The following is a 22,571-nucleotide window of genomic DNA, read 5'->3' on the forward strand; positions in this document are numbered from 1 at the left end:
AATTGCGCCTCGGGAACACGGAAGATCTTTTGGGAAGGCGTCTTTTCTGACCCATCAAAAGGTACATTAGATGAGCATTACCACCGCAGTACAGCCCACCGTCAGCGTCCGCCCCCGTCATACCCTCCAAGCCCATGAACCCGCTGTGCCAAGTGCCCAAGGCAGCCCAGGCACAGTCACAACTCCACTCGCGCCAAACAGTGTCGGTACGCCTCAGACCACGCCGACCCTGCCCCTGCGGCAACTGTTGGCAGACCAGAACAATCTGCGCGATCTGGCCGCAACGCTTAGAAACATCGCCACCGAAGTGAATGGCAAGCCCGTCACCCCGGACCAGGTGTCTGCCCAGCTGAGCACCGCCACCCTGGCGCCTCGTCCGAATTCATCCTACGCCTCAACGCGATCCACACCGCAGGCCTTGGCCACCGTCATCACTGACCTGGGCTTTGAACTGCCGCGTACGGCCGTTGAAGTCACGGCCCTGGCACACAAGTTGGAGCAAAAAGGCGCAGTGTCTCCCCTGGGAAATATGGGCGGCGGGCTTTCCTGGCCCATTCCGATGTCACAGACCGATCAGCAGGGCATTCTCGAATTTCTGTTCAAAACCCCCAACGCTCTGCCTGGCTTACCGTTGCCGAAATATGAAAATGGCGTACTCAATTACTTGTTGAGTGGCAGTTCGGTGACGCCTGCCGACCTGCAAGACCCCGCCCTGGCACTGCAAAAACTGCTCGACTCACCCAAGGCTCAGGCGTTGGGGCAAGCCCTGCAAGCGCACCTCAATGGCGTGTCCTCAAGTACCAGCGTTTACGATTATGTATTGAGCGCCCTTCAGCTAGGGCTGGATCGGGAATCGGCTTGGTTTCCTCAACGCGACCACATTGCAGGCTGGCCGCTGAACGATCCTACGCATGCAAAGCAATCCCCCTCCACAGTTGCCAAGTGCCTCAGCGGTTACCTTGTCGAAACCGGCCGAGCCACAGCAGACACTGCTAAACTGGCCACTCACCTCCTCCTGAGCAGGGTAGCCCCGCAGTACCTGATCAAAGACATTCCCAAAAGTGTGACGATTGGCAGCGTGGCATGGGTGAATCTGTCGATTGCAGCAGCGGCTGTAGAGGCTGAGCGGCCAGGGGCAGTCGCCAGCATGACGTTCGCCGAAGTCATGGCCCATGCAAGCACCCTTGAGGGCCGGTCACAGGCCACCGAATACGCACAAATCAACGCGCTGGTGGAGTGGGGGGTGATCAACGGCGAAATCGTAAAAAGTGCCAGTGACACCTACACCCCCGAGCAGCTCGATAAAGTCAGAACCGCCTTCAACGAACAACTTAGCGAGCGGCTCACTGCCTCCAAAGCCCTGGACAAGGAGATACCGACGCGAGAGGGCGTCGCACGGGGCAAAATTGCCGAAAAGGGGGCAATCTTCGGCAACTTTCTCGAAGAAAAAGTGCTGGGGACTGATCAATACCGGGGGACGGCGGAACAACTAGGGCTGGGTGGCCTGCATTCGCTGCTGGATGTAGCCATGATGGATTTGCCGAATCCCAGACCCTTTAAGTCGACCGACCCGAACTTCCCGTTAGAGGCATTGAACGCCAACCCCAGGTTTGGCGTGACGGAGGCGTTCGACCAACAGTTTAAAAGCGCCATGGACGAGAAAAAGGCCGCCGTGAACACAACGGTCCGGCACATGCTTTCGCAGCTTTCACCCGAGGACCAACAAATATTCGAGTACGGCAAAATCAGCGTATTGCAAGAAGGCTCATACGAACTGACAGGGTTTTTTCACAATACCTATGACGCGAACAAGCCGTGGCTGTTGTTCAGCATTGAACTGAATGGCGAGTCCCATGCTTACAAAATGGACATCAACAAAGAAACAATTGAACCGATGTCTCCCTACAGCGTGGAAGCCAAGAAGACCCGGGCCGGCAAATATGTTTCAACGATCACCCCGTTCAAGCCCAGTAACGCAGCCGAACTGGCGCGTGAACGGCCGGTGAATGACGCCCCCTTCAATAGTTTCACCAGCGACCGCTCCCGGGCGATTGCCGATGCATTTGTTCAGCACCTTGACCTTGATGACCCGAGTATCAAGGAGCAAGCACGCGGGCAGACCACCCTGGACAAATTACAAGGCGGGCCTAAACCACTGAGCGACTTCCTGCTCAATCTGGTTCCGTTCAGATCGGCCATTGTCAATTTTCAGAAGGGCAACTACGGCGAGGCCGCATTTGATCTCACCCTGGATATATTCGGTTTTCTCACCGCTGGCGCCGCCACCGCAGGAAAGCTGATCAAGATCGGCAGTTCTGCGCTTTCGAGCAGTGCCAAAGCACTCAAGGCGGCAAAAGTTATCGGTGCCGCCACGATCGGCGCACTCAACCCTGTGAGCGGTTTGGGCGACTTGGCCACAGGCGGCATCAGGCTTTTAGGCAGCGGCGGCCGGTTTCTATTGTCCAAAGGTACCGACGCCGTCAATGCGCTCAAGGGTCTCAACGCTAGCTACGACGGCTTGAAGGCAGCCAGTAAAACCCATGAGGTTGTAGCCGTAGGTACCTTCAAAGTCGGCGAGCAGACCGTTCAAGGCAGTGCCGTGTTCCACGAAGGCAAATGGTGTGGCTATGACCCGATCAGGCAAGAGCGCTTTGGCGCCGTGGGGGCAGATTTCAAGCCGGACGTTGTTGCCGCCAATGGGCAAATAAACAGTAATCTTCTTGACTGGTTGGGCAAGTATGTTGCGCCAAGCCCCAAGGCCTCCGCCGATGCGTTTAGAGACGCCTTGGACGCTGCAAAGAAAAGCGATATTGATGCTTACAACCAAGGGGTTAAATTGGGGGATGTCGAGGATATCCCTGGCTACCACCCGACAATGAAGGTGTCGGAAATAAAAGATTTGGCCGTCACCAAGGTTGGCAATCCCGAAGCGGTGGGCACCTTGGCCAGGGAAATTGAAAAACGCATGGTGAGGAACAGTCTTGAGAGTTTCAAAGTTTTCCAGGCAGAAGTCGTTGCCGCGGGGGGGAAAGCCACGCCCATGCCGCAAAATTTCTACCTTAGCCAAACCGACCTTGCTTCAAATGGCGAATGTGCCGCGTTGGTGAACACGATGGCGCTGGCGATTCAACATAGCCGCAGGGATGAGTTCATCAGTAACTTCATCAAGGCGGCCTCGGATGTTGAGACCCCTCCCATCAAGGCATTTCGTAAAGAACTGAATAGCATGCATCAGGTTCTTCGCGATGAGTTTCACGGCATTCAACGCACTTCCCTGGAACCCTATACCGGCGTTATCAACCGCCTGGAGAATGCAACGAACACCACAATGATAAAGATCAGCACCCAAAATCATGGGCTGCTCGCGGGGGTCGACTTCCACAAAAATCCCAGGGAGTTTTTTTTCTTTGATCCAAACTTTGGGTTCGCGACCTTTCCGGACGCCGCTTCAATGCGCCGAGGCTTGGAGGCCACTCTGAACAGTGGAAAGTCCGCCGGTACACTTGACCCGATTTCCCTCACCGGCGGGGTCCCCAACTATAAAGTCAGCACCTTCAGCGACGGCGATTTTATAATGACGGTGCCTTATAACAATCCATACGCCCTCTTCAACACCACGCTCTAGCCCTCGTTCGAGTCGCGTGCGTCAATGGCTGTCAGAGATCGTCAGCCATTGACGCGCCGGCGCGCCGACGCTACGCATTTTCTTGCACGCGACTTTTGCGGCCAATCGCTTCACAATGCCTCATCCAACGGAACTTGCCGAGATTGACACGACTCATTAGAGAACAGTCTTTCAACCGCTAAAGACCTGCCCCTCCATTTCTCGGGAATTTTCATTATGCCTGCCACTCCCTCCACCATCCTTGTAGTCGAAGACGACGCCATCGTGCGCATGCTGATCGTCGATGTACTCGAAGAACTGGAGTTCACGGTGGTTGAAGCTGCAGATGCTGAAGAGGCGCTGAAGATCGTCGAAAATACCGACTTGGTCATCGACCTGATGATGACCGACGTGGGCCTGCCCGATATGGACGGTAAACAGCTGGCAGCCAAGGTGCGTGAGTTGCGCCCTGCCCTGCCGATCCTGTTCGCCAGCGGCTATGCTGAAAACATCGATGTGCCGTCCGGCATGCAGGTGATCGCCAAACCCTTCTCCATCGATCAATTGCGCGACAAAGTCAAAGCCATGCTTGCAGCCTGATCGTCTCCCAGCCTTTGCTGCCGCTCCGTTGGAGCGGTGTGTCAGCCCCTCGCACTTGGTGCAGAGTGAGTTGTTACTCCCGCAGCTGAACGCTCTTCAGTCGAATGGCTGGCGCGGATGAATATAGCTGCTAGTTTCAAACGGCATACCCCATAACCTTTGTGAAACCGCCCCGCCCCCATTACATCCCCATCCGCTTGCCTCGAACCGCAGTGGACGGTGGCGGTCTGGCGCAGTTCACGTTGTTTGCAGGGATTAACGTGACGTTCGGCAAATAAAACTGGAAACTCGGCGCTTTGATCTCCCCGCCCTCTAAAAGAACTCTGGAAGGACGCAACAACATGATTGGAAAACCGACGCGCCTGCTGTTGGCGAGCCTCTCGATATTCATGAGTACCGGCGCCTTGGCCGACTTCACGGCAACCCCTGCCGAAGCCCGGGCCATTGCCAAGGAGGCCTACCTGTATGGCTACCCGGTTGTGGCGATGTACAAGACGCTCTACACCCAGGCCGTCGACAAGGGCGGTGCCAACTTCAAGGCTCCGTTTAACCATATCGGCAATACCGCCCAGGTGTTCACCCCCAAGGACACGGCGTTCGTCACCCCGAACTCGGACACGCCCTACTCCTTCGTGTGGATGGACCTGCGCAAAGAGCCGCTGGTGCTGACCCTGCCCAAAATCGAAGACAACCGTTACTACTCGGTGCAGTTGATCGACCTCTACACGCAGAACATGGCGTATTTGGGCACGCGCAGCACCGGCAACAACGGCGGCCATTACATGATCGCCGGCCCCGACTGGAAAGGTCAGCAGCCGGTCGACATCGACCGCGTGGTCTACAGCGAAAGCAATATCGCCTACGCCCTGTACCGCACGCAGCTGTTTGATGAAAAGGATCTGAACAAGGTCAAGCAGATCCAGGCCGGTTACAAAGTCCAGCCGCTGAGCAGCTATGTAAAACAGCCCGCTCCGGCCCCGGTGCCGAAAATCGTCTGGCCCAAGCCGATGGCCACCATGACTGAAGGCCCGCAGCTGTTCCGTTACTTGAACTTCATGCTGTCCTTCGCCGCGCCGCAAGACAGCGAAAAAGACCTGCTCGCGCGCTTTGCCAAGATCGGCATCGCCCCGGGAGCGCCATTCAAGCTCAAAGCGTTGACCGCCGAACAACGCAAAGCCCTGGAAGACGGGATTGCCGACGCCAGGGCTGAGTTTGCCACCTTCAAGAAAGACAAGATCGACACTCACCAAGTGTCCAGCGGAGATCTGTTTGGCAGCCGTGACCGCCTCAAAAACAACTACCTTTACCGCTACGCGGGTGCTGACCTGGGCATTTTCGGCGACTCCCCCGATGAAGCCGTCTACCTGAGCTACCGCGTCGACAGTGAAGGCAAACCCGCCAATGGTGCGCGCCACAGCTATACGGTGCACTTTGCCAAGGACCAGTTGCCGCCTGCCGAGGCGTTTTGGTCGCTGACCATGTACGACGCCAAGACCAAACTTCTGGCACCCAACCTCAAAAAACGCTACCAGATCAATTCGCAGATGCTGCCCAATCTCAAGCTGGACGCCGACGGCGGCCTGACGCTGGCATTGCAGCACCATGAGCCGCCGAAAGCCGAACAGAGCAACTGGCTGCCAGCACCGCCCGGTCCGTTTTACGCCGTACTGCGGATCTACCTGCCCAAACCTGAAGTGGGTCAATGGAAACTGCCGCCGTTGACGCCTCTCAAGTAATACCAGGCGCCCGGCCGCAACAGGATTCGGTCGGGCACTGCCTTCGCTGACTTATGCTGGTTTATCGGCCAATAAAACGAGTAAGGTGCGCGCGGTGATTTAATGGAGTTGTACCGCACATGACTTGCTGGGATGTCCTCGGCCTGCCCTCGGATGCCGATGGCCGTACGATCAAGCGCCAATACGCGACGTTGTTGAAGAAAACCCGACCGGATGATGACCCCGAGGGGTTTCAGCGGCTGCGTGAAGCCTACGAAGAAGCGTTGAATTGGCAGCAATGGGCGCAAGAGCAGGACACCGTCACCGTGGCCGAGGTTGTGGCGTCAACGGTCGTGGCGCCAGTCGCCGATACCTTGCAGGCGCACTACCAGCAGGCGATGGCCGCAGGGCTTGGGCTGGAATTCGAAGTGGCGCTGCTCAAGCGCTGTATCGCTGACGACGAGGTCAGCGAACACGATCGCCGCTGGGCGTTCGAGACGTTCCAGTGGCTCAGCGCCTGGCAACGCCTGGAATTGCCGCAAGACTTGATCGACGCCCTGGCCAACCGCTGCAAGGACGCACTCCAATATTCATTGGCGCTAGCCATGGCCCAGCGTGACGAAGCGGGGTTTCTCGCGGCCTATGCGGCGCGCTTTGATCAACCGTGGCTCAAGCAGCCGGCACATACCCAGTGGTTTAACCAGATGTTGGCGACGATGCTGACCGAAAGCCATTTCTGGTCGCCTGCGGTGTTTGAAGCCGTGCGCGCCGGCCAGGGCTGGCATGGCAGCGAGCACGGGTGCCCTGAAGACGAATGGCAGCATTTGTTACGGCGCCAGCAAGGCCCGGTGTTCATGGCCCATCAGCGTGCGTTGGCGGCCACGGCGCCGCACACCCCACAACAGCGCGCCGCGCGGTTATTACTGGCGCCGATGTCCCTGGGCCAACGCCGCGCCTTTGCCCAGCGCTTGAGTGAGCAAGACTGGGACGCGTGCCGAACCTTGGCCGCAACCCTGAAGGCTGACCATCCCGAGGTGGCATTCGCCATGCCGGGTGGCACGCCGTATTTTTGGCAAGACTGGGAAACCGCCTTCGACACCCTGCCGCTGCTGTTGGCGATTGTAGTGGGCTGCCTGGCCGGTGCACTGTTTCAGGCGCCCTGGCAGGCAGGCGTACTGGTGAGCACCGCCGCTGACGCATTCGCGTGGTCAATTGCCTATATGGCCGGTGGCGCGCTGGCCTGGCAGGTGTGGCGCCCGCTGGCACATCGGCTGCGCGTGCTGGATGAACGCCTGGCGGCAAAACTGCCGCGTTGGTTCAGCCCTACTCGTCTGCCGTTGTTGCCGGTGCACGACCTGATCCCGGGTGCCGCCATGAGCATCGCCATCAGCCTGCAGTTCGGCCCCGTCGCCGGCCTGACGCTGGTGGCGGTATTGGCGGCCGTCGGTGCGGGCAAACGCCGTGCACGCCTGAGCGTGAAGGAATGGGCGGCGATTTTTCCACGCAAGGCCATGGGTGCCATCGGCCTGGGCGCGATTGCCTTTGCGCTGGTGTTCGGCGCGTTCAAATACCTCGACAGCCGTCATCAGGTCAGTCGCAACCTGGGCTTGCAGCAATGGACCGAGCGCGTGTGCAGCCGCATGCCGCGAAACGCCGAGGCCTGCCAGGCCCCGGCCACACACGCGCAATGGTACGGCCAGGAGGCCACACAATGAACCCGGGACTGTTATTGCCGATTGGCGTAGTTTTTATGTTGATGCTGTTCGGCCTGACTGGCGCCGGCAAACACATCCAGCTGATCGAGTTATGGGTGGATCAGCTCGACAGCCCGCAAACGGCTACCGCCAGTGCGTTGGCGCCGATCATCGATTGCATGAACCGCGTCGACCGTGACACACGGCTGACCTACCAGCGGGCCGCTCACCCGCCACAGGCCGATGCAGAACCTGAAGTGCAAACGTCGTTGCCGGTGGGCCGCTACGCGCGCTCACGCGAAGAGTTTGGCGACAATAACGAGCCGCAGGCACGGCAGATCCAGAAAGACGTATGTGCGCCAACCATCACCGCCAAACTTGAGCATCAACAACCTGACAGCCCCTTGATCGGCATGACCGCCGAGTACCTGTCGAGCCTGAAAAAAATCACCTCGACGTTGGGCGCTTCGTCTCGACTACAGGTGTTCGGCGAGGTAATGCGGCAACGCTACGAGGAAGACCTGAGCAGAAATGGCGCAGCCTACATCGCCCTCTCCAGCCAATTGCGCAACGCACTGGCGCTCGAAGAGCAACGCCTGCGCCCTGCACAGCGGGACTTGCTGGAGGCGCGCCTGGGTCAGGACCTGCACTGGCAGTTGCTCGATTACATGATTACCGCGCGCCGGGCAGTCGAGCAGATTGACAGCGGCGTACGCGACGCCAGCCTCACACCCAAGGCCCTGGCGGCATTGACCGCTGCGGTCCAGCGCGCCAATGAGCGCAGTGCCGCATTCGTGGAACGCATCCCGGATAAAAATCTCAACGACGAAACCCTGCACCTCTGGTACACCCTCAGGGCTCCCGCGGATGACTACCTCAAGGCCTTGCAAAGCATGCTTCAAGACTGGCTCGAGCACGCGCCGCCGCAACAGCTGAGTGACGACTACTACCTCGTCACCCGCCGCTACGACGCCCTGCTCAGCTACTACAACCGGCCAGCAAGGAATGCGTTTTAGCCGTTAATGTTTTTTCAGCATCACGTAGGACTGATGCAGGTCCGAGGCCCAGCCATCGATGACGCCTTTGACGTCATCGGCCTTCATCACCTGCGAGTCGTTGGACAGCGGCTTGCCGGTGCCTTTGCGCACCACTTGAGCAATCACCTTGCCACTGGCACCGTCGAGGAACTGCGCTTCGGTGCCCAAGGTAGTTTCCTGGTCACGAATGCCGGTGCCGGTACTGACTGCCGCCGCCACCAGTGCCACAGGAATGTATTCGTAGGGCTTGAGGCTCTCGGTCTTACTGCTGACCGCCGTGATGGCTGCGCGCACCACGATCACACCCGGCCCGGGCGCGTTGGCAATCGGCAGCGACTTGGCCAGTTCACGCTTGAGCGCCTGGTTGTAGTAACTGTTGATGCTGTTCAGGGTGCTGTCGGGGATTTTCGCGATGGCCTGGGGCTAGGGATAGAACTGCGTGGGTTCGATAAACGCCGCGGTGTAGCGGCTCAGGTCCAAGTCGGGATCGACCCAACGCATCACCTCGGCCCCAGAAGGTGACTTGGTTTGCTTGAGTTGGCTGTAGTCCGACAGAAAGCCGGAATACTCATCCGGCTGGGTGACCTTACTGGCACAGCCTGACAGTGTGATTGACGCGACGCATAGCGCGCTGACCATTAGCCTTGGTTTCATTATTGACCTCCCTGAGGGGCATCATCGAACCATCGAGCCTTAGGTATAGCCAACGCCGCGTTAATTTGCTCAACCGCGTTCGCGCGGGATCAGGCTCTGTAACTGCATGGCCAGGAAGTTGGCGTCGAAGGCGTAGGTGTCCGGGTCTTTCAGGCCGTTGGTTTTCTTCCACAGCCAGTCGTTTTTATCCGCCGGCAGCACCAGCGACACACTGCCGTGCCGCGCGGCGGTCAGGCCCATCACCGACACGGCAATCGCGCCGCCGACGCCCATGACTTCCGGTACGAACTCCACGGTCTTGCCGGTGATCTGCACCGTCAGTTTCTCGGTCTTGAAGCTCGACGCCTCAACCGGCAGGCTCGGGCCGCTGGCCACATAGGCTTCACGCTGGACTTCCAGCAGCCCTACGGTCTTCACCGGTTCCAGCCACTGCTCGATCTGCCCGAACAGCTCACCGAGCTTTTGCGCCCAGCGCGCCGACTGCAGGTCGAATTGCTGTTTTTTGTGCGCTTCGCTGTCGGCGTAATGACGAAGCATCTCGCCCAGTTGCTGTACATCGTCCATTGCAAAATTCCTTGGGTGAGCCAGGTTGCGAACAGTGATCATGGCAGATGCGGCGGTTGGCCGTATGATAAACGCTGGTTAAGTTCGCGTAAGGCTCGCGTTGAGCGGTGCATATTTAGCGCCGATACAGCCTTGCCAGAACAGTTGAACAAAGTCCTCGGGCAGGCTTTGCACGAGCGGGTTATTCATGATGTGCCAACGCCTGCGACGCGTTTTTGACCCGCGAGATGCCCGATTCGGTCAGGGCATACACATCGCAATTGCCATCCGGCAACAACTGCGCGTCATGGGTGATCACCAGGACAAGGCTGTGCGCCGCTACCTGGGCGATCAGGTCTTTGATCGTACTGACATTTTCAGCGTCCAGGCTCGAAGTAGGTTCGTCGAAAATGATCACCGCAGAGCGTTTGAGCAGCGCTTTGGCGACACTGACTCTCTGCTTCTGCCCGCCGGACAAGCGCTGCCCACGCTCGCCCACCACGCCATCGAGGTTGAGTGGAAACCCCGGCAAGTCTTCGCGCAGGCCGACCGATGCGCAAACGGCCCTGAGTTCTTCATCCGTGGCCGATGGCGCGGCCATTCTCAGGTTGTTTCTCAAGGTGTCATTGAACAGGATGGTGTCCTGAGTCGCGATAGAGATGCAGCCACGCAATGACGCTTCGGTGATGTGCTCGACCGACAGTCCGTTGAGCAATACTTGGCCCTCAGTGGGCCGGGCCAACCCCGACACCAGCCGCACCAGGCTGGTCTTGCCGATCCCGCTCCTGCCCACCAGGTAAGTCGGCCGACGAATATTCATCACGTGATTGAGCCCGGAAAATATCGAAACACCTTCACGCGTCTGCAGGCCTACATTGTCGAATGCTATGTTCAGGCCCGCGTCCTTTTGTACCACCAGCGTCTCGCGCCGTTGTGCGGGAGCCGAGGAAATAGCCAGCAGCGCCATCAACTTGCCCAGTTCGTATTGCCCTCTGGCAATTTGCCGAAAGGAAAGCCCCAGGGCGTTCAGTGGCATGAAGATCTGAAACAGAAACGTCGTGAGCATCAGGTAGCCCCCCACCCTCATGCCATGCCCCGCCACCTGGCTGCTGGCCAATGACAAGATAGCCAGGCAGGCCAACGCCGCAATGACGGACGTCACCAGCGTGATCACGTACAGGGAATGACGACTCTGCGCCTGGTTTTCATTGAAGGTTTTCAGCAGTTGGGCATGCCGATTACTTTCAAGCTCCAGGCCGCCAAACAACTTTAAACTTTCGATATTTAACAGGCTTTCATGATTAAAGGAGGCCAGCTTCTGTTCCGCATCCGAAAACAACTTCAGCGTTTTCATGCGTCGCCGGGTCATCGCTATGACACTGCCGGCATACACCAGCACCATCACTAACATGCACACGCAAAACACCCAGCCAAAAAAATAAACGATCACCCCAAGAATAAACAGCACGTCCACCAGTACCGGCACGACTGTCAGGAAGTACGCCCTGACCAGTGTCTTGAAAGAGGCAATACCGGTGTTCACCAACTTTAATAGTTCACCGGTATTTTTTGCCGCGTGAAACTCATAATCCAGCGAATGGATATGATCAAACACTTGGGTTCTTATCGATATTTCCGAGCCATCCGAAATGCGCGCGCAGATCAATTCTTTTGCACCGTGCATCAACGGCGTCAATAAGCGCAGCCCGACAAACACCGCGGAAAACGTCAACATCGTCGCCAGCGGCGGGTACGCGGTGGTGGTTAATGTATCGATCGCCCACTTCAACACGCCGCCGAAGGCGACATTGCACAGGGAGGCCGCCAGCACCGCGACGATCAATAACGCCGTATCCAGGCGGGCACGAACCAGCAACTTCAGAAAATCAAACATAGTCATCCTTGATAGAGATGCCCCTCGTCAGGAGGGGCGTCGGACTTCAGTGTTCCGACAGTTTCTTGATCATGTTTTTCAGGAGGTTTTTAGAGAACGGCTGGTATCGCAGGGTTATGGCGATCCTATTGAAAGCACATGACAATGAGATGGCTGCAACTACAAAGTCGTCCGCCCAGCTCGATAAATGTGAAACTGCACCGGTGATTCTGCAGGCAACTGCGTATGACTAAACGGCGGCCGATGGGTAAGGTGAGGCGACATTCCTTGTCAGGAGCATCGCATGCGCACCATCGGCCTTATCGGCGGCATGAGCTGGGAGTCCAGCGCCGAGTATTACCGCATCATCAACCAGCGCGTGCGCGACCAGTTAGGCCCACTGCGCTCGGCGCAGCTGTTGATGTACAGCGTGGATTTCGGCCCGGTGGAACAGGCCCAACATGCCGGGCGCTGGGATGACGCCGCGCTGATTCTCGAGGATGCCGCACGCCGCTTGCAGGCTGGCGGGGCCGACTGTGTGGTGCTGTGTACCAACACCATGCATTTGGTGGCACCGCGTGTCGAGGCGGCGGTGTCGATACCCTTTCTGCATATCGCCGATGCGGCGGGTGCTGCTGCCGTAAAAGCCGGCACGCTGACGGTTGGTTTGCTGGGCACGGCATTTACCATGGAGCAGGACTTTCTCAAGTCACGCCTGGCCGCGCAGGGCTTGAACGTGCTGGTGCCCGACGCAGACGAGCGCCAGGCTGTGCACCGGATTATCTATGAGGAGTTGTGTGTCGGTGTGATCAGCGATGCGTCACGCGAGGTTTATCAGCGGGTGATCGCGTCACTGGCTGCGCGTGGCGCCGAGGCCATCATTTTGGGCTGCACGGAAATTGGTCTGCTGATCAAGCCGGAGCACAGCGACTTGCCGTTGCTGGACACCACCGAGCTGCATGCGCAGGCTGCGGTGGCGTTTGCGCTGGGGGCTTAAGCCGACTGGCGCAGGCGGGCCATGCTCAGGGTGTCGACGAATACGCCGTCACGCAGGGCGTAATCGCGCATCCGGCCTTCGACTTCGAAGCCGAACTTGCGGTAGAGGTTGTGCGCGGCTTCATTGTCGGCGTACACCGTGAGTTCGACGCGGCGCAGGTTCATCCAGTTGTCGGCCACGTCCAGCGCGGCGGTCAACAGTTTGGAACCCACGCCTTTGCCTTGCCAGGCGGTGGCCACGCCCATGCCGAACGAGCCGACATGGCTGCGGCGTACACGCAGGGTTTGTTCCAGGCCAAGCTGGCCGATTACTTCACCGGCGTACACGGCCACCAGCTGTAGCCGGCGCTCGTTATCCAGCTCCAGCTTGTTGCGCCAGGCCTGCACGGACTGGAAAGGCATTTGCAGCACCTGACGGCATACTGCCGGTTCGTTATAGAGCGCAGCGACGCCTTCAAGATGGGCCTCGGTGAAGCGCTGGATGACGATTTGGGGTTCAGGTGTGTGCATTGTGTTTCATCCTTTGAAAAACACGTGGCGGGTCAGTGTAGAGGGGGTGTTGGCGTGGTGGCTAGGGGCTTTGTGCTGGCGGGGGCATATCCATTATTTGGGGGATGGCTGCTATGGGTTCCGCCCTTACGGCGGGTCACTTTGGAAAAGCCCCAAAGTAACCAAAGGGCTCTTGCCCCACCACTCGGCACCTCGCCTAGGCTCGGTGTGCCCGAACGAAGGCTTTGGAGCGGGGGCCGCCGCGATGGGCCATCCCTGGCCCAGCGCGGCTAAACCGGCGTCCTGCCGGTTTACCCCCGCTCCAAAGCCTGCGTTCGGCCAGCGTGGTTTAACGGGGCGCCTAAGATCAAGATCAAAAGCAGAGCACGGCGGCCTGGTAGCCGACCTGAGTGGTTGGATCAAAAGCACAGCAGAGGCGGCCTGACAGCCGACCTGAGCTTTGAAGCTGAACTCAATCACATGTGGGAGCTGGCTTGCCTGCGATGGCATCGACTCGGTGTACCTGCTCGACCGAGGTGTCTGCATCGCAGGCAAGCCAGCTCCCACAGAAAAGCAGAGCACAGTGGTCTGGCGGCCAAACTCGGTCTAATTTGTGGGAGCGGGCTTGCTCGCTCCCACATTTTGGATCTCAGTAAATCAGGTAGATGGGCTTTTGCCCTGCTCTTGCTGTGCTTTTGCTTCTACCACTCAGGTCGGCTACTAGGCCGCCGTGCTCTTGCTTTTGATTTTGATCTTAGGCGCCCCATCAACCACGCTGGCCGAACGCAGGCTTGAATCCGTGGGTAACCCGGCAGGACGCCGGGTTAGCCGCACTGGGCCAGGGATGGCCCATTGCGGCGGCCCACGGATTCAAGCCGGAGTGAGGGCACACCGAAGCGTGAGCGAGGTGCCGAGTGGTGGGGCGAGGACTTTTTGGTTACCTTTTTGGTCCCTCAAAAAGTGACCCGCTGTAAGAGCGGAACCCTAAGCCGCCGTTACCGCAGGAATGGATATGTACTCAGTCTGATCCAGCCCCCTGGTCGGCTATCAGGCCGCCACCGTAGGCAGCCAGCTCCCACAGAAAAGCAGATCAGCGCCCAACAGCAGTGCGCCACACCCGCGCAATATCCGCCGCGCGTTCGCGCAATAGACGTGGCGCTTCGTTGCAGGCCTGTTCCAGACTCATCGGCCCCGAGGGCAAGGCAAAGGCCGCGCTCACGCCGTGGGCGTACATGTGCTCGTAGCCGTCGCCCAAAGTGCCGGCGATCACGATGACGGGAACACCGTGCTGCCGGGCAATGCGCGCCACGCCAAATGGGGTTTTGCCGCGCAACGTCTGGGCGTCGAAACGCCCTTCGCCAGTGATCACCAAGTCGGCGCCCTGCACCGCTTCGTCAAGCCCGACCAGTTCAGCGACCACCTCAACCCCCGCGCGAAACTGCGCGCCGAGGAAGGCCTTGGCAGCAAAGCCCAAGCCGCCGGCTGCGCCGCTACCGGGTTCGTCGCGTACGTCTTTGGGCAACACCTTGGCGCAGTGATCGGCAAAGTGCCCGAGCGCTGCGTCCAGCTGCTCGACCTGCTGCGGGTTGGCGCCTTTTTGCGGGCCGAAGATCGCCGAGGCGCCGTGCGGGCCGCACAACGGGTTGTTCACGTCGGCGGCGATTTCAAAACGTACCTGGGACAGGCGCGGGTCCAGGTGCTCCAGGCTGATGCGGGCCAGGCGTGCCAAGGCCAGGCCGCCGGGTGCGAGTACGTGGTCCTGGGCATCAAACAATTGCACGCCAAGCGCCTGCATCGCACCTGCGCCTCCGTCATTAGTGGCGCTGCCGCCAATGGCCAGGATGATGCGCTGCGCGCCCGCATCCAGGGCGGCGCGAATCAGTTCGCCGGTGCCGTAGGTGCTGCTGGAGCAAGCGTCGCGCTGCCCCGGCGGCACCAATTGCAAACCACTGGCCTCGGCCATTTCGATAAGGGCGGTATGGCTGTCGGCCAACCACCCCCAGCGCGCCTCGACGGCGCCGCCCAAGGGGCTTTGCACGGTTTGGCGGCGCAGTTCGCCATTGCACGCAGCGAGTACCGCATCCACCGTCCCTTCACCGCCATCCGCCATCGGGCACTGGACCAATTGCGCGTCCGGCCACACATGGCCCAACCCGTCGGCAATCGCCTGGGCGACGCCTTCGGCACTCAGGCTGTCCTTGAACGAGTCGGGGGCGATGATGATTTTCATGGGCTTTCTCCGGTTTTTATAACGCCCATGCTGCCAGTTGGCCGCGGCAATGACGCCGGTCCGATGCACAAGTGTGGGTGAGGTTTGTTGTTCATTCCGACAAAGCCTGGGGCAGCAGCTGTACGCCGAGGTACAGGGCGAGCATGCCATCCAGGGTCAGCGGGTCGACACCGCTGAGTTCGGCAATGCGCTCCATGCGATAGCGCAGGCTGTTGCGGTGGATGCCCAATGCGTCTGCGCAGGCCTGGCTTTGGCCGTCGTGCTCGCACCAACTGCGCAAAGTGGCCAGGAGTTGGCCGTTGGTGTCCTTGGCCAGTACTTTGCGCAGCGGGTTGAGCAACTCATCGAGCGCATCGTCGTTGCGATGGCGCCAGAGCATCACCGGCAGTCGATAGCGGTTGAGGGTCAACAGCCGTGAGTGGGGCAAAATATCCCGACCATAGGCCAACAAATCGCCGACCCGTCGGTAGCAACGGCGTAAACCGGCCAAACCCTCGGCCTGCCCGCCCACGGCAACGCGCAGCACGTTCCAACCCAGGCTTTGGAGTTTTTCCAGCAGCCGTGGGTTGTCCACCTGCACCGCTGCCGGCCGGCACCACAACAGCGAAAACTGCGCGGAGCTGACGCACCAACTGTCCGGGTAACGGCTGGTCAGCCAGGCACTTAATGCCTCCGCCGATTGGCCCACGCCCAGTTCAAACAGATACGGCGTGCGCGCCATCTGCGGCTTGAGCCCCAGTTGCTGGGCCTCATCGACCAGGCGCGGCGAGTCGCCACTTTCAGCCAGCAACAAGGCCAGCAAGTCATCGCAACGCTGGCGCCGCCATTGCTGCTCGGCCTGCTGATGGCGATGACTGACCAGCATCTCGGCGGTCATGCGCACCAGTTCGGCATAGGTGCGCAACAATTCAGGTTCGCCGGTGATGCCGAGTACGCCGATCAAGCGTTGGTCGTGCATCAAGGGCAGGTTGATGCCGGGCTGCACGCCCTTGAGGTGCTTGGCGGTCTGGCCGTCGATTTCCACCACCCGGCCGTTGGCCAGCACCAGTTGCGCGCCCTCATGCCGGGTATTGATTCGCTCCGGTTCGCCGCTGCCGAGTATCAGGCCCTGGCTGTCCATGACATTGACGTTATAGGGCAAGATCGCCATGGTGCGATTGACGATATCCTGCGCCAGGTCATGATCCAGCTCGAACATGGGGCTAAATTCCTAAAAAAAGCGACTTGGTCATCGGCACAGCGCAAAGCCTGCTTGACTGTGCGCGAGCACAAAGACAGCAGCCCGCCAGGTGGCCGAGACTCATTGGGCGATCAACGTTACCTTCGCATCGCGAAAAATCATAATAAAGAGAGACTGCCATGTCACAGAGCGCCGCTGCCACACTGGCCACCGATGACGATAAAAACGCCATCTACAAGCGCATTACCCTGCGCCTGATCCCCTTCATTTTCATCTGCTACCTGTTCAACTACCTTGACCGGGTAAACGTTGGCTTTGCCAAGTTGCAGATGCTCGATGCCTTGAAATTCAGTGAAACCGTATACGGCCTGGGTGCCGGGATTTTCTTTATCGGCTACGTGCTGTGTGGCGTGCCGAGCAACCTGGCGTTGACCAAATTCGGCCCACGGCGCTGGATTGCGGTGATGATGATCGTGTGGGGCACGCTCTCAACGTGCTTGCTGTTCGTGACGACACCGACGCATTTCTATGGCTTGCGCTTGCTGACCGGCGCCGCCGAAGCTGGCTTCTTTCCGGGCGTGGTGCTGTACCTCTCGCAGTGGTTCCCGACCTTTCGCCGTGGGCGAATCATGGCGCTGTTCATGTCGGCGATCCCGGTGTCCGGCTTGCTCGGCAGCCCGTTTTCCGGCTGGATTCTCAACCACTTCGCCGCTGGCCAAGGTGGCCTGGCGGGCTGGCAGTGGATGTTCCTGCTGCAAGGCATTCCCACCGTAATCCTCGGCGCCCTCGCCTACTTCCTGCTCAGCGACAGCTTTGCCAACGCCAAATGGCTCACGCCCCATGAACGCGCGGTGCTGGAAGCCGACCAGGCAACGGACTTGGCGAACAAGCCGAAAACCACCACGGATTCGTTGGGCGAAGTGTTCAAGAACCCGGCGATCTGGGCGTTCGGCCTGATCTACTTCTGCATCCAGAGCGGCGTCTACGCCATCAACTTCTGGCTGCCGTCGATCATCAAGAGCCTGGGCTTCAGCGATAACCTGGTGATTGGCTGGCTCAGCGCGATTCCGTACTTGCTGGCCGCTGTGTTCATGTTGCTGGTGGGCCGCTCTGCCGACTTGCGCAAGGAACGACGCTGGCACCTAGTGGTGCCGATGTTGATGGGCGCTATCGGCTTGGTGATTGCCGTGAATTTCGCCACGACGCCGGCAATCGCCATTCTCGGCCTGACCATCGCCACCATGGGCGCCCTCACCGGCCTGCCGATGTTCTGGCCGGTGCCGACCGCCATGCTCAGTGCGGGCGCAGCGGCAGGCGGCCTGGCGCTGATCAACTCCATGGGCCAGATGGCCGGCTTCCTCAGCCCTTACATCGTCGGGTTTGTGAAGGATGCCACCGGGTCGACGGATGTGGCGTTGTACTTGCTGGCGGCGGTGATTGTGGCGGGTAGTGTGTTGGCGCTGCGTATGACGCGGACGTTGAAGGCTTAACCTTTTCTCAGCTGCAATTTGGTCAATGTGGGAGCCGGGCTTGCCCGCGATAGCGGTGGTTCAGTCAATCAATAAGTGACTGAGCCACCGCTATCGCAGGCAAGCCAGCTCCCACATTTTTGTCCTGTGTTTACAAAAGGCCGCCGCCGTCGATGTCGATGACGGCGCCGGTCATAAAGCCATTTTCCATGGCCAGCACATACCCTGCCGCCACTTCTTCAGCCTGCCCTACTCGCCCCACCGGCAGCGCTCCACCGGCCTTGGCGAACATCGCCACGCGCTGCTCCTCCCCCAACCCGGCATAGGCTGGCGTATCAATCACCCCTGGGCTGATCACATTGACCCGGCGCGGTGCCAGTTCTTTCGCCAACTGCTTGCCGAGTGCCTCGGTCGCGGCGTTGATGCCGGTCTTGATGAACTGGCCTGGCGCCAATTTGCGGCCCAGTTGGCCCGAGGTCAGGCTGATGCTGCCGTGTGCGTCGAGAAAAGGCAGCGCCAGTTGAATCGCGCGCAACGAGCCCCACAGCTTCACATTGAAATTGTCCTGGGCTTCGGCCAGATCGGTTTCGATCAAGGGCTTGGCGCGCACCGACGGCCCCGAGGTATAGACCAGATGGTCAAAGCGCCCGACCGTTTCGAACAAGCGCTGCAAGGACGCGCTGTCAGTGACGTCGACCGGCTCGCTGCGCACACCGTTGTCGACACTGGAGGTCAACCGGCGCCCGGCCAGCACCACCTGTGCGCCACGTGCCACGGCGGCCTTGGCCACGGCGGCGCCGATACCGCTGCTGCCGCCAATCACGATGATGGTTTTACCGCTGAGAGAAGATGCCATGGGGTGACTACCTGACTGAGAAAGTGAGCGTTCATCTTCCCAGCTTGGCAATCACGGAAAAATCCCGGTAAAACGACAAGATCTTTAAAGGATTTTTACAAATGAGCTCAACCCTGGACCTGGAAGTGTTCGTGCGCACCGCTGATACGGGAAGCCTGTCGGCGGCGGCGCGCAGCCTCAACCTGACGCCGGCGGCGGCGAGTATTGCGCTCAAGCGCCTGGAAACCCGGCTGGGCATCCGCCTGCTCGCCCGCTCCACGCGCAGCATGCGCCTGACCGAGGAAGGTCGGCGCTACCTGGACAGCGTGCGGGTCGCCCTGGAGGCCTTGGCGGAAGGCGAGCAGGCGATCAAGCAACAGGGCCAGAGCCTCAGCGGTTTATTGCAGTTGGCGGCGCCTTCGGATTTTGGCCGCAATGTGCTGCTGGGCTGGCTGGATGAATTCAAGCTCGAACACCCGAACATCCGCCTGCAGTTATTGCTCAACGACAGCAATGCCGATTTGTTCCGCGACACCGTCGACATCGCCCTGCGCTTTGGTGTGCCACGGGATTCAAGCCTGGTGGCGCTGCCGGTGGTGCCCGGCCACCATCGCATTCCCTGCGCCAGCCCCGACTACCTGGCGCGTCACGGCACACCGCGCACGCCGGCGGATTTAGCGCAGCACAGTACGCTGCGCTACATGCGCCGAGGGCAAGCCAACAACACCTGGTATTTCCGCCAGGGCGCCGTGTTGCAGGAGGTCGAGGTGAGCGGCGATTACCTGAGTGACGACGGTGAAATTGTGCGGCGCTGGGCCTTGGCCGGTCATGGCATTGCCTATAAAGCCAACCTGGACATTGCCAGCGATATTCGCGCCGGGCGCCTGGTGCCGCTGTTGCCCGACTGGCAAGGCGAACCCACACCGTTCAACCTGATGTGCCCGCACCGCCTGCAAGTGTCGGAGCGGGTGAAAGTGCTGCACCGATTTTTACAGGCGCGCTGTGAGGCCTTGCTGAGTGCATGAAGAAACGCGCACAGGGCTTGTTCCAGAGCCCTCGAGTCTGGTATTGCATGGGGCACGTTTCCCTGCCATGAGGAGCTTTGCATGATTTACCGCACATTGGGCCAGTCCGGGTTGAAGGTCAGCGCACTGACCCTGGGCACCATGATGTTTGGCGAGCAGACCAACACCGAGGACTCGCTGCGCATCATCGACAAGGCCTGGGACCAGGGCATCAACTTTATCGACACCGCCGACGTCTACACCGGCGGGCGCTCCGAGGAAATCGTCGGCGAGGCCATCGCCCGCCACCGTTCGGATTGGGTGCTGGCCTCCAAGGTCGGCATCGGCCCGGCGGACGGTTTGCCCAACCGCAGCGGCTTGAGCCGCAAGCGCATTTTTAATGCCCTGGAGGCCAGCCTCACACGCCTGGACACGGACTACCTGGACATCTACTACCTGCACCGGGAAGACCACGACACCCCGCTGGAAGTAACCGTGTCGGCAATCGGCGACCTGATCCGCCAAGGCAAGATCCGCTATTGGGGGCTGTCCAACTACCGCGGCTGGCGCATTGCTGAAGTGATACGTGTGGCCGAGCGTCTGGGCGTGGACCGGCCGATCATCAGCCAGCCGCTGTACAACATCGTCAATCGCCAGGCCGAGGTCGAGCAGATCACCGCCGCAGCCGCCTACGGTTTGGGCGTGGTGCCTTACAGCCCGCTGGCCCGTGGTGTGCTCAGCGGCAAATACGCACCGGACGTCACACCTGAAGCCGGCAGCCGCGCGGCACGCCAGGACAAACGCATTCTGGAAACCGAATGGCGGGTGGAATCGCTGCGCATCGCCCAGCAGATTCAGCAGTACACCCAAGGGCGTGGCGTGGGCATTGTCGAGTTTGCGATTGCCTGGGTGCTGAACAATTCGGCGGTCAGCTCGGCGATTGTCGGGCCGCGTACCGAGGCGCAGTGGGATGCGTATACCGGGGCACTGGATGTGACAATCACGGCGCAAGATGAAGCGTTTATTGATTCACTGGTGACGCCAGGGCATTCGTCTACGCCAGGGTTTAATGATGTGGGCCATTTTGTGTCGGGCCGTGTGACTCGGTAAAAAACCCGCCCAACTTTCCAGTATGGGCGGGCTTGCTCGCCCTGTGCTTACAGTCGGTCTTGGAACAGCTCTTCGAGCTCTTTTACGGTCCTATCGGTTGGCTGCCTATTTTTTATCGCATCGCCTGCCGCCTCACCAATCACCCTGCCCCAGCCGTATTTAGGCACGAGCCCTTGGATATAATCGCCAGCCGTTGCAAGCAAGTCGTCCATTTCAGCCTTGGATACTCCGAACTGCTTGCCGATGTCATTGTACTTATTCAGGAACTTCAGTAACGCGGTCACTGGATTATCCAGCGTGACCTCGACAGACGCTGCTGTCTCTCGGCTGACCCCGAGTAACTCGAGAAACTCCGATGTCCAGAAGAACGGGTTCTTTAAAAAATCCCCGAACCCGTTGACTAACAAATCAAAGGCACCGCTGATGCGCCCCCCCAGACTATTCTCGGATTGCAATGCGACAATGGGCTTGTTACTGGTCAACGCATCTTTCAAATAATACAAATTACCTTTATTACCCAACCCCGTGAGGCTGCCGCTGGCATCGTATTTATAGGTGACCACCTCACCATCAGGGCGCACGCCGGAGTAAATGGCAAACCCCAGATGACTGACCCCAATGCGCTTTAAGTCCGAAAGGCCGTTGACATCAATTGGCGTTTTCGGTTCTTGACTGAACCGGTGCAGTTGTTCGAACACATTGCCTAGAATGTTGCCCGCCTCTCCCAATGTTCCTTCGGGCACGCTATCGTCCGGGGAGGACGCCCACGCCAGCATTAATTGCTTCACTTTTTTGACGGTATCGGAGTTGGGATCACTGTCGAAATGTTTGAGAAATGCCTCCAGTGCAACAGGGCTCTGTGCGACCTCCTTCAAATACTGTTGCACCTCCTGTGTGGTTTTAAACTCGCGGAGAGAGTCGGTATGTTTCTCCGGTATATAAAGTACAAAATTAGTTTTTCCCGGAACGACAGGTTCACGCCTGATCATAAATATATCGTTGGCTCGCACATCGCCGACGCCAAAATACTGCGCCTGTACTTTGGTGTCGTGTGACGCGTCCGGATAAACAAGCGGACGAATCAATTCTTTGCCTTGCGGACTCAACGCGTGATGCGCGGAATCTCGCCTCAATGCCTTGGAGAAGGTCTTGTAGGTGCTCGATGTTTTCCAGGCAGGGACAGTTTCGGGTGGCGGCGTAGAACTATCGTTGGATGTGTTGAGCGCATGAGGTTCACTGGCAGGTACCAGTGCAGTCTGCGAGGCAAGATTGTCTAGTTGAGTTCGCATTGAGTTATCCTCTTGTCTTCTGTCTGAGTCAGCAAATAGGGGTGAACTGCCCATTGCGTTGGGGCCGTTACCACACGGCGATGCCGTCCATTAACCGGTCTTAAATCTGTTCGCTCGTTAGTTGAAGCTCGCAGGTGACACTTATCAGTCATGCAGAACTTTGCGTCTAAATAACGCAGGGCATGTGAGCAAGCGTCGTCATCCTTATGTGACGTCGACGTGGGAAACTGTTCCATTAAAATGACTTAA

The 22,571-nt window shown here is 59.2% G+C and carries 16 protein-coding genes and 1 pseudogene; 9 read left to right on the forward strand and 8 right to left on the reverse strand.

From position 1 onward, the window contains the following. The first annotated feature begins 70 nt into the window (after positions 1 to 70). The 5 genes from PspR76_RS15690 (at position 71) to PspR76_RS15710 (ending at position 8,629) form a co-directional block, all read left to right on the forward strand. Positions 71 to 3,625 (forward strand): hypothetical protein, encoded by a 3,555-nt coding sequence (locus PspR76_RS15690; RefSeq protein ID WP_159956622.1) that lies wholly within the window; start codon positions 71 to 73, stop codon positions 3,623 to 3,625. 216 nt (positions 3,626 to 3,841) lie between these two features. Next, positions 3,842 to 4,204 carry a response regulator gene (locus PspR76_RS15695; protein ID WP_159956624.1) on the forward strand — a complete coding sequence of 121 codons (363 nt, stop codon included), beginning with the start codon at positions 3,842 to 3,844 and terminating at the stop codon, positions 4,202 to 4,204. Between the two features lie 341 nt (positions 4,205 to 4,545). Continuing rightward, positions 4,546 to 5,940 (forward strand): DUF1254 domain-containing protein, encoded by a 1,395-nt coding sequence (locus PspR76_RS15700; protein WP_159956626.1) that lies wholly within the window; start codon positions 4,546 to 4,548, stop codon positions 5,938 to 5,940. A gap of 119 nt (positions 5,941 to 6,059) precedes the next feature. Then, on the forward strand, positions 6,060 to 7,634 hold the full coding sequence (locus PspR76_RS15705; protein WP_159956628.1) for a J domain-containing protein: 1,575 nt from the start codon (positions 6,060 to 6,062) through the stop codon (positions 7,632 to 7,634). Further along, positions 7,631 to 8,629, forward strand: a complete 999-nt coding sequence (locus PspR76_RS15710) for a DUF3829 domain-containing protein (protein ID WP_159956630.1) — start codon at positions 7,631 to 7,633, stop codon at positions 8,627 to 8,629. Before PspR76_RS15705 ends, PspR76_RS15710 begins: the two co-directional genes overlap by 4 nt. 3 nt (positions 8,630 to 8,632) lie before the next feature. On the opposite strand, the pseudogene PspR76_RS15715 reads toward PspR76_RS15710, so the two are convergent. The 3 genes and pseudogenes from PspR76_RS15715 to PspR76_RS15725 form a co-directional block, all read right to left on the reverse strand. Beyond that, positions 8,633 to 9,304: pseudogene (locus PspR76_RS15715) on the reverse strand (DUF3313 domain-containing protein). 69 nt (positions 9,305 to 9,373) lie between these two features. Continuing rightward, positions 9,374 to 9,868, reverse strand: coding sequence for a hypothetical protein (locus PspR76_RS15720; protein WP_159956632.1), 495 nt, complete (start codon positions 9,866 to 9,868; stop codon positions 9,374 to 9,376). Positions 9,869 to 10,049: 181 nt separating this feature from the next. Continuing rightward, positions 10,050 to 11,690 carry an ABC transporter transmembrane domain-containing protein gene (locus PspR76_RS15725; protein WP_159956634.1) on the reverse strand — a complete coding sequence of 547 codons (1,641 nt, stop codon included), beginning with the start codon at positions 11,688 to 11,690 and terminating at the stop codon, positions 10,050 to 10,052. A 334-nt stretch (positions 11,691 to 12,024) separates the two neighbouring features. On the opposite strand from PspR76_RS15725, the gene PspR76_RS15730 reads away from it, so the two are divergent. After that, on the forward strand, positions 12,025 to 12,717 hold the full coding sequence (locus tag PspR76_RS15730) for an aspartate/glutamate racemase family protein (protein ID WP_159956636.1): 693 nt from the start codon (positions 12,025 to 12,027) through the stop codon (positions 12,715 to 12,717). On the opposite strand, the gene PspR76_RS15735 is transcribed toward PspR76_RS15730, so the two are convergent. From PspR76_RS15735 to PspR76_RS15745, 3 genes are all read right to left on the reverse strand, one after another. Continuing rightward, positions 12,714 to 13,226, reverse strand: coding sequence for a GNAT family N-acetyltransferase (locus PspR76_RS15735; RefSeq protein ID WP_159956638.1), 513 nt, complete (start codon positions 13,224 to 13,226; stop codon positions 12,714 to 12,716). The genes PspR76_RS15730 and PspR76_RS15735 overlap by 4 nt on opposite strands. A gap of 1,069 nt (positions 13,227 to 14,295) precedes the next feature. Beyond that, the gene (locus PspR76_RS15740; protein WP_159956640.1) at positions 14,296 to 15,435 is read right to left on the reverse strand and encodes a glycerate kinase; all 1,140 of its coding nucleotides are present in this window, start codon (positions 15,433 to 15,435) and stop codon (positions 14,296 to 14,298) included. 91 nt (positions 15,436 to 15,526) lie between these two features. Continuing rightward, entirely contained in the window at positions 15,527 to 16,633 is a 1,107-nt protein-coding gene (locus PspR76_RS15745) for a sugar diacid recognition domain-containing protein (protein ID WP_159956642.1), read from the reverse strand. A gap of 161 nt (positions 16,634 to 16,794) precedes the next feature. Here PspR76_RS15745 and PspR76_RS15750 point away from each other — a divergent pair, with 161 nt between their 5' ends. Beyond that, a complete protein-coding gene (locus tag PspR76_RS15750) occupies positions 16,795 to 18,105 on the forward strand; it encodes an MFS transporter (RefSeq protein WP_159956644.1) in 1,311 nt (436 codons plus the stop codon). Between the two features lie 130 nt (positions 18,106 to 18,235). On the opposite strand, the gene PspR76_RS15755 is transcribed toward PspR76_RS15750, so the two are convergent. Continuing rightward, complete coding sequence (locus PspR76_RS15755; protein ID WP_159956646.1) at positions 18,236 to 18,940, reverse strand: SDR family oxidoreductase; 705 nt, start codon at positions 18,938 to 18,940, stop codon at positions 18,236 to 18,238. 101 nt (positions 18,941 to 19,041) lie between these two features. On the opposite strand from PspR76_RS15755, the gene PspR76_RS15760 reads away from it, so the two are divergent. Both PspR76_RS15760 and PspR76_RS15765 read left to right on the forward strand, forming a co-directional pair. After that, positions 19,042 to 19,944 carry a LysR family transcriptional regulator gene (locus PspR76_RS15760; protein ID WP_159956648.1) on the forward strand — a complete coding sequence of 301 codons (903 nt, stop codon included), beginning with the start codon at positions 19,042 to 19,044 and terminating at the stop codon, positions 19,942 to 19,944. Positions 19,945 to 20,025: 81 nt separating this feature from the next. After that, positions 20,026 to 21,033 (forward strand): aldo/keto reductase, encoded by a 1,008-nt coding sequence (locus tag PspR76_RS15765; RefSeq protein ID WP_159956650.1) that lies wholly within the window; start codon positions 20,026 to 20,028, stop codon positions 21,031 to 21,033. Between the two features lie 47 nt (positions 21,034 to 21,080). On the opposite strand, the gene PspR76_RS15770 is transcribed toward PspR76_RS15765, so the two are convergent. Next, on the reverse strand, positions 21,081 to 22,322 hold the full coding sequence (locus tag PspR76_RS15770; protein ID WP_159956652.1) for a dermonecrotic toxin domain-containing protein: 1,242 nt from the start codon (positions 22,320 to 22,322) through the stop codon (positions 21,081 to 21,083). Between the last annotated feature and the right edge of the window lie 249 nt (positions 22,323 to 22,571).

Origin of the sequence: Pseudomonas sp. R76 (genome assembly GCF_009834565.1) — a bacterium.
Taxonomy (GTDB): Bacteria; Pseudomonadota; Gammaproteobacteria; order Pseudomonadales; family Pseudomonadaceae; genus Aquipseudomonas.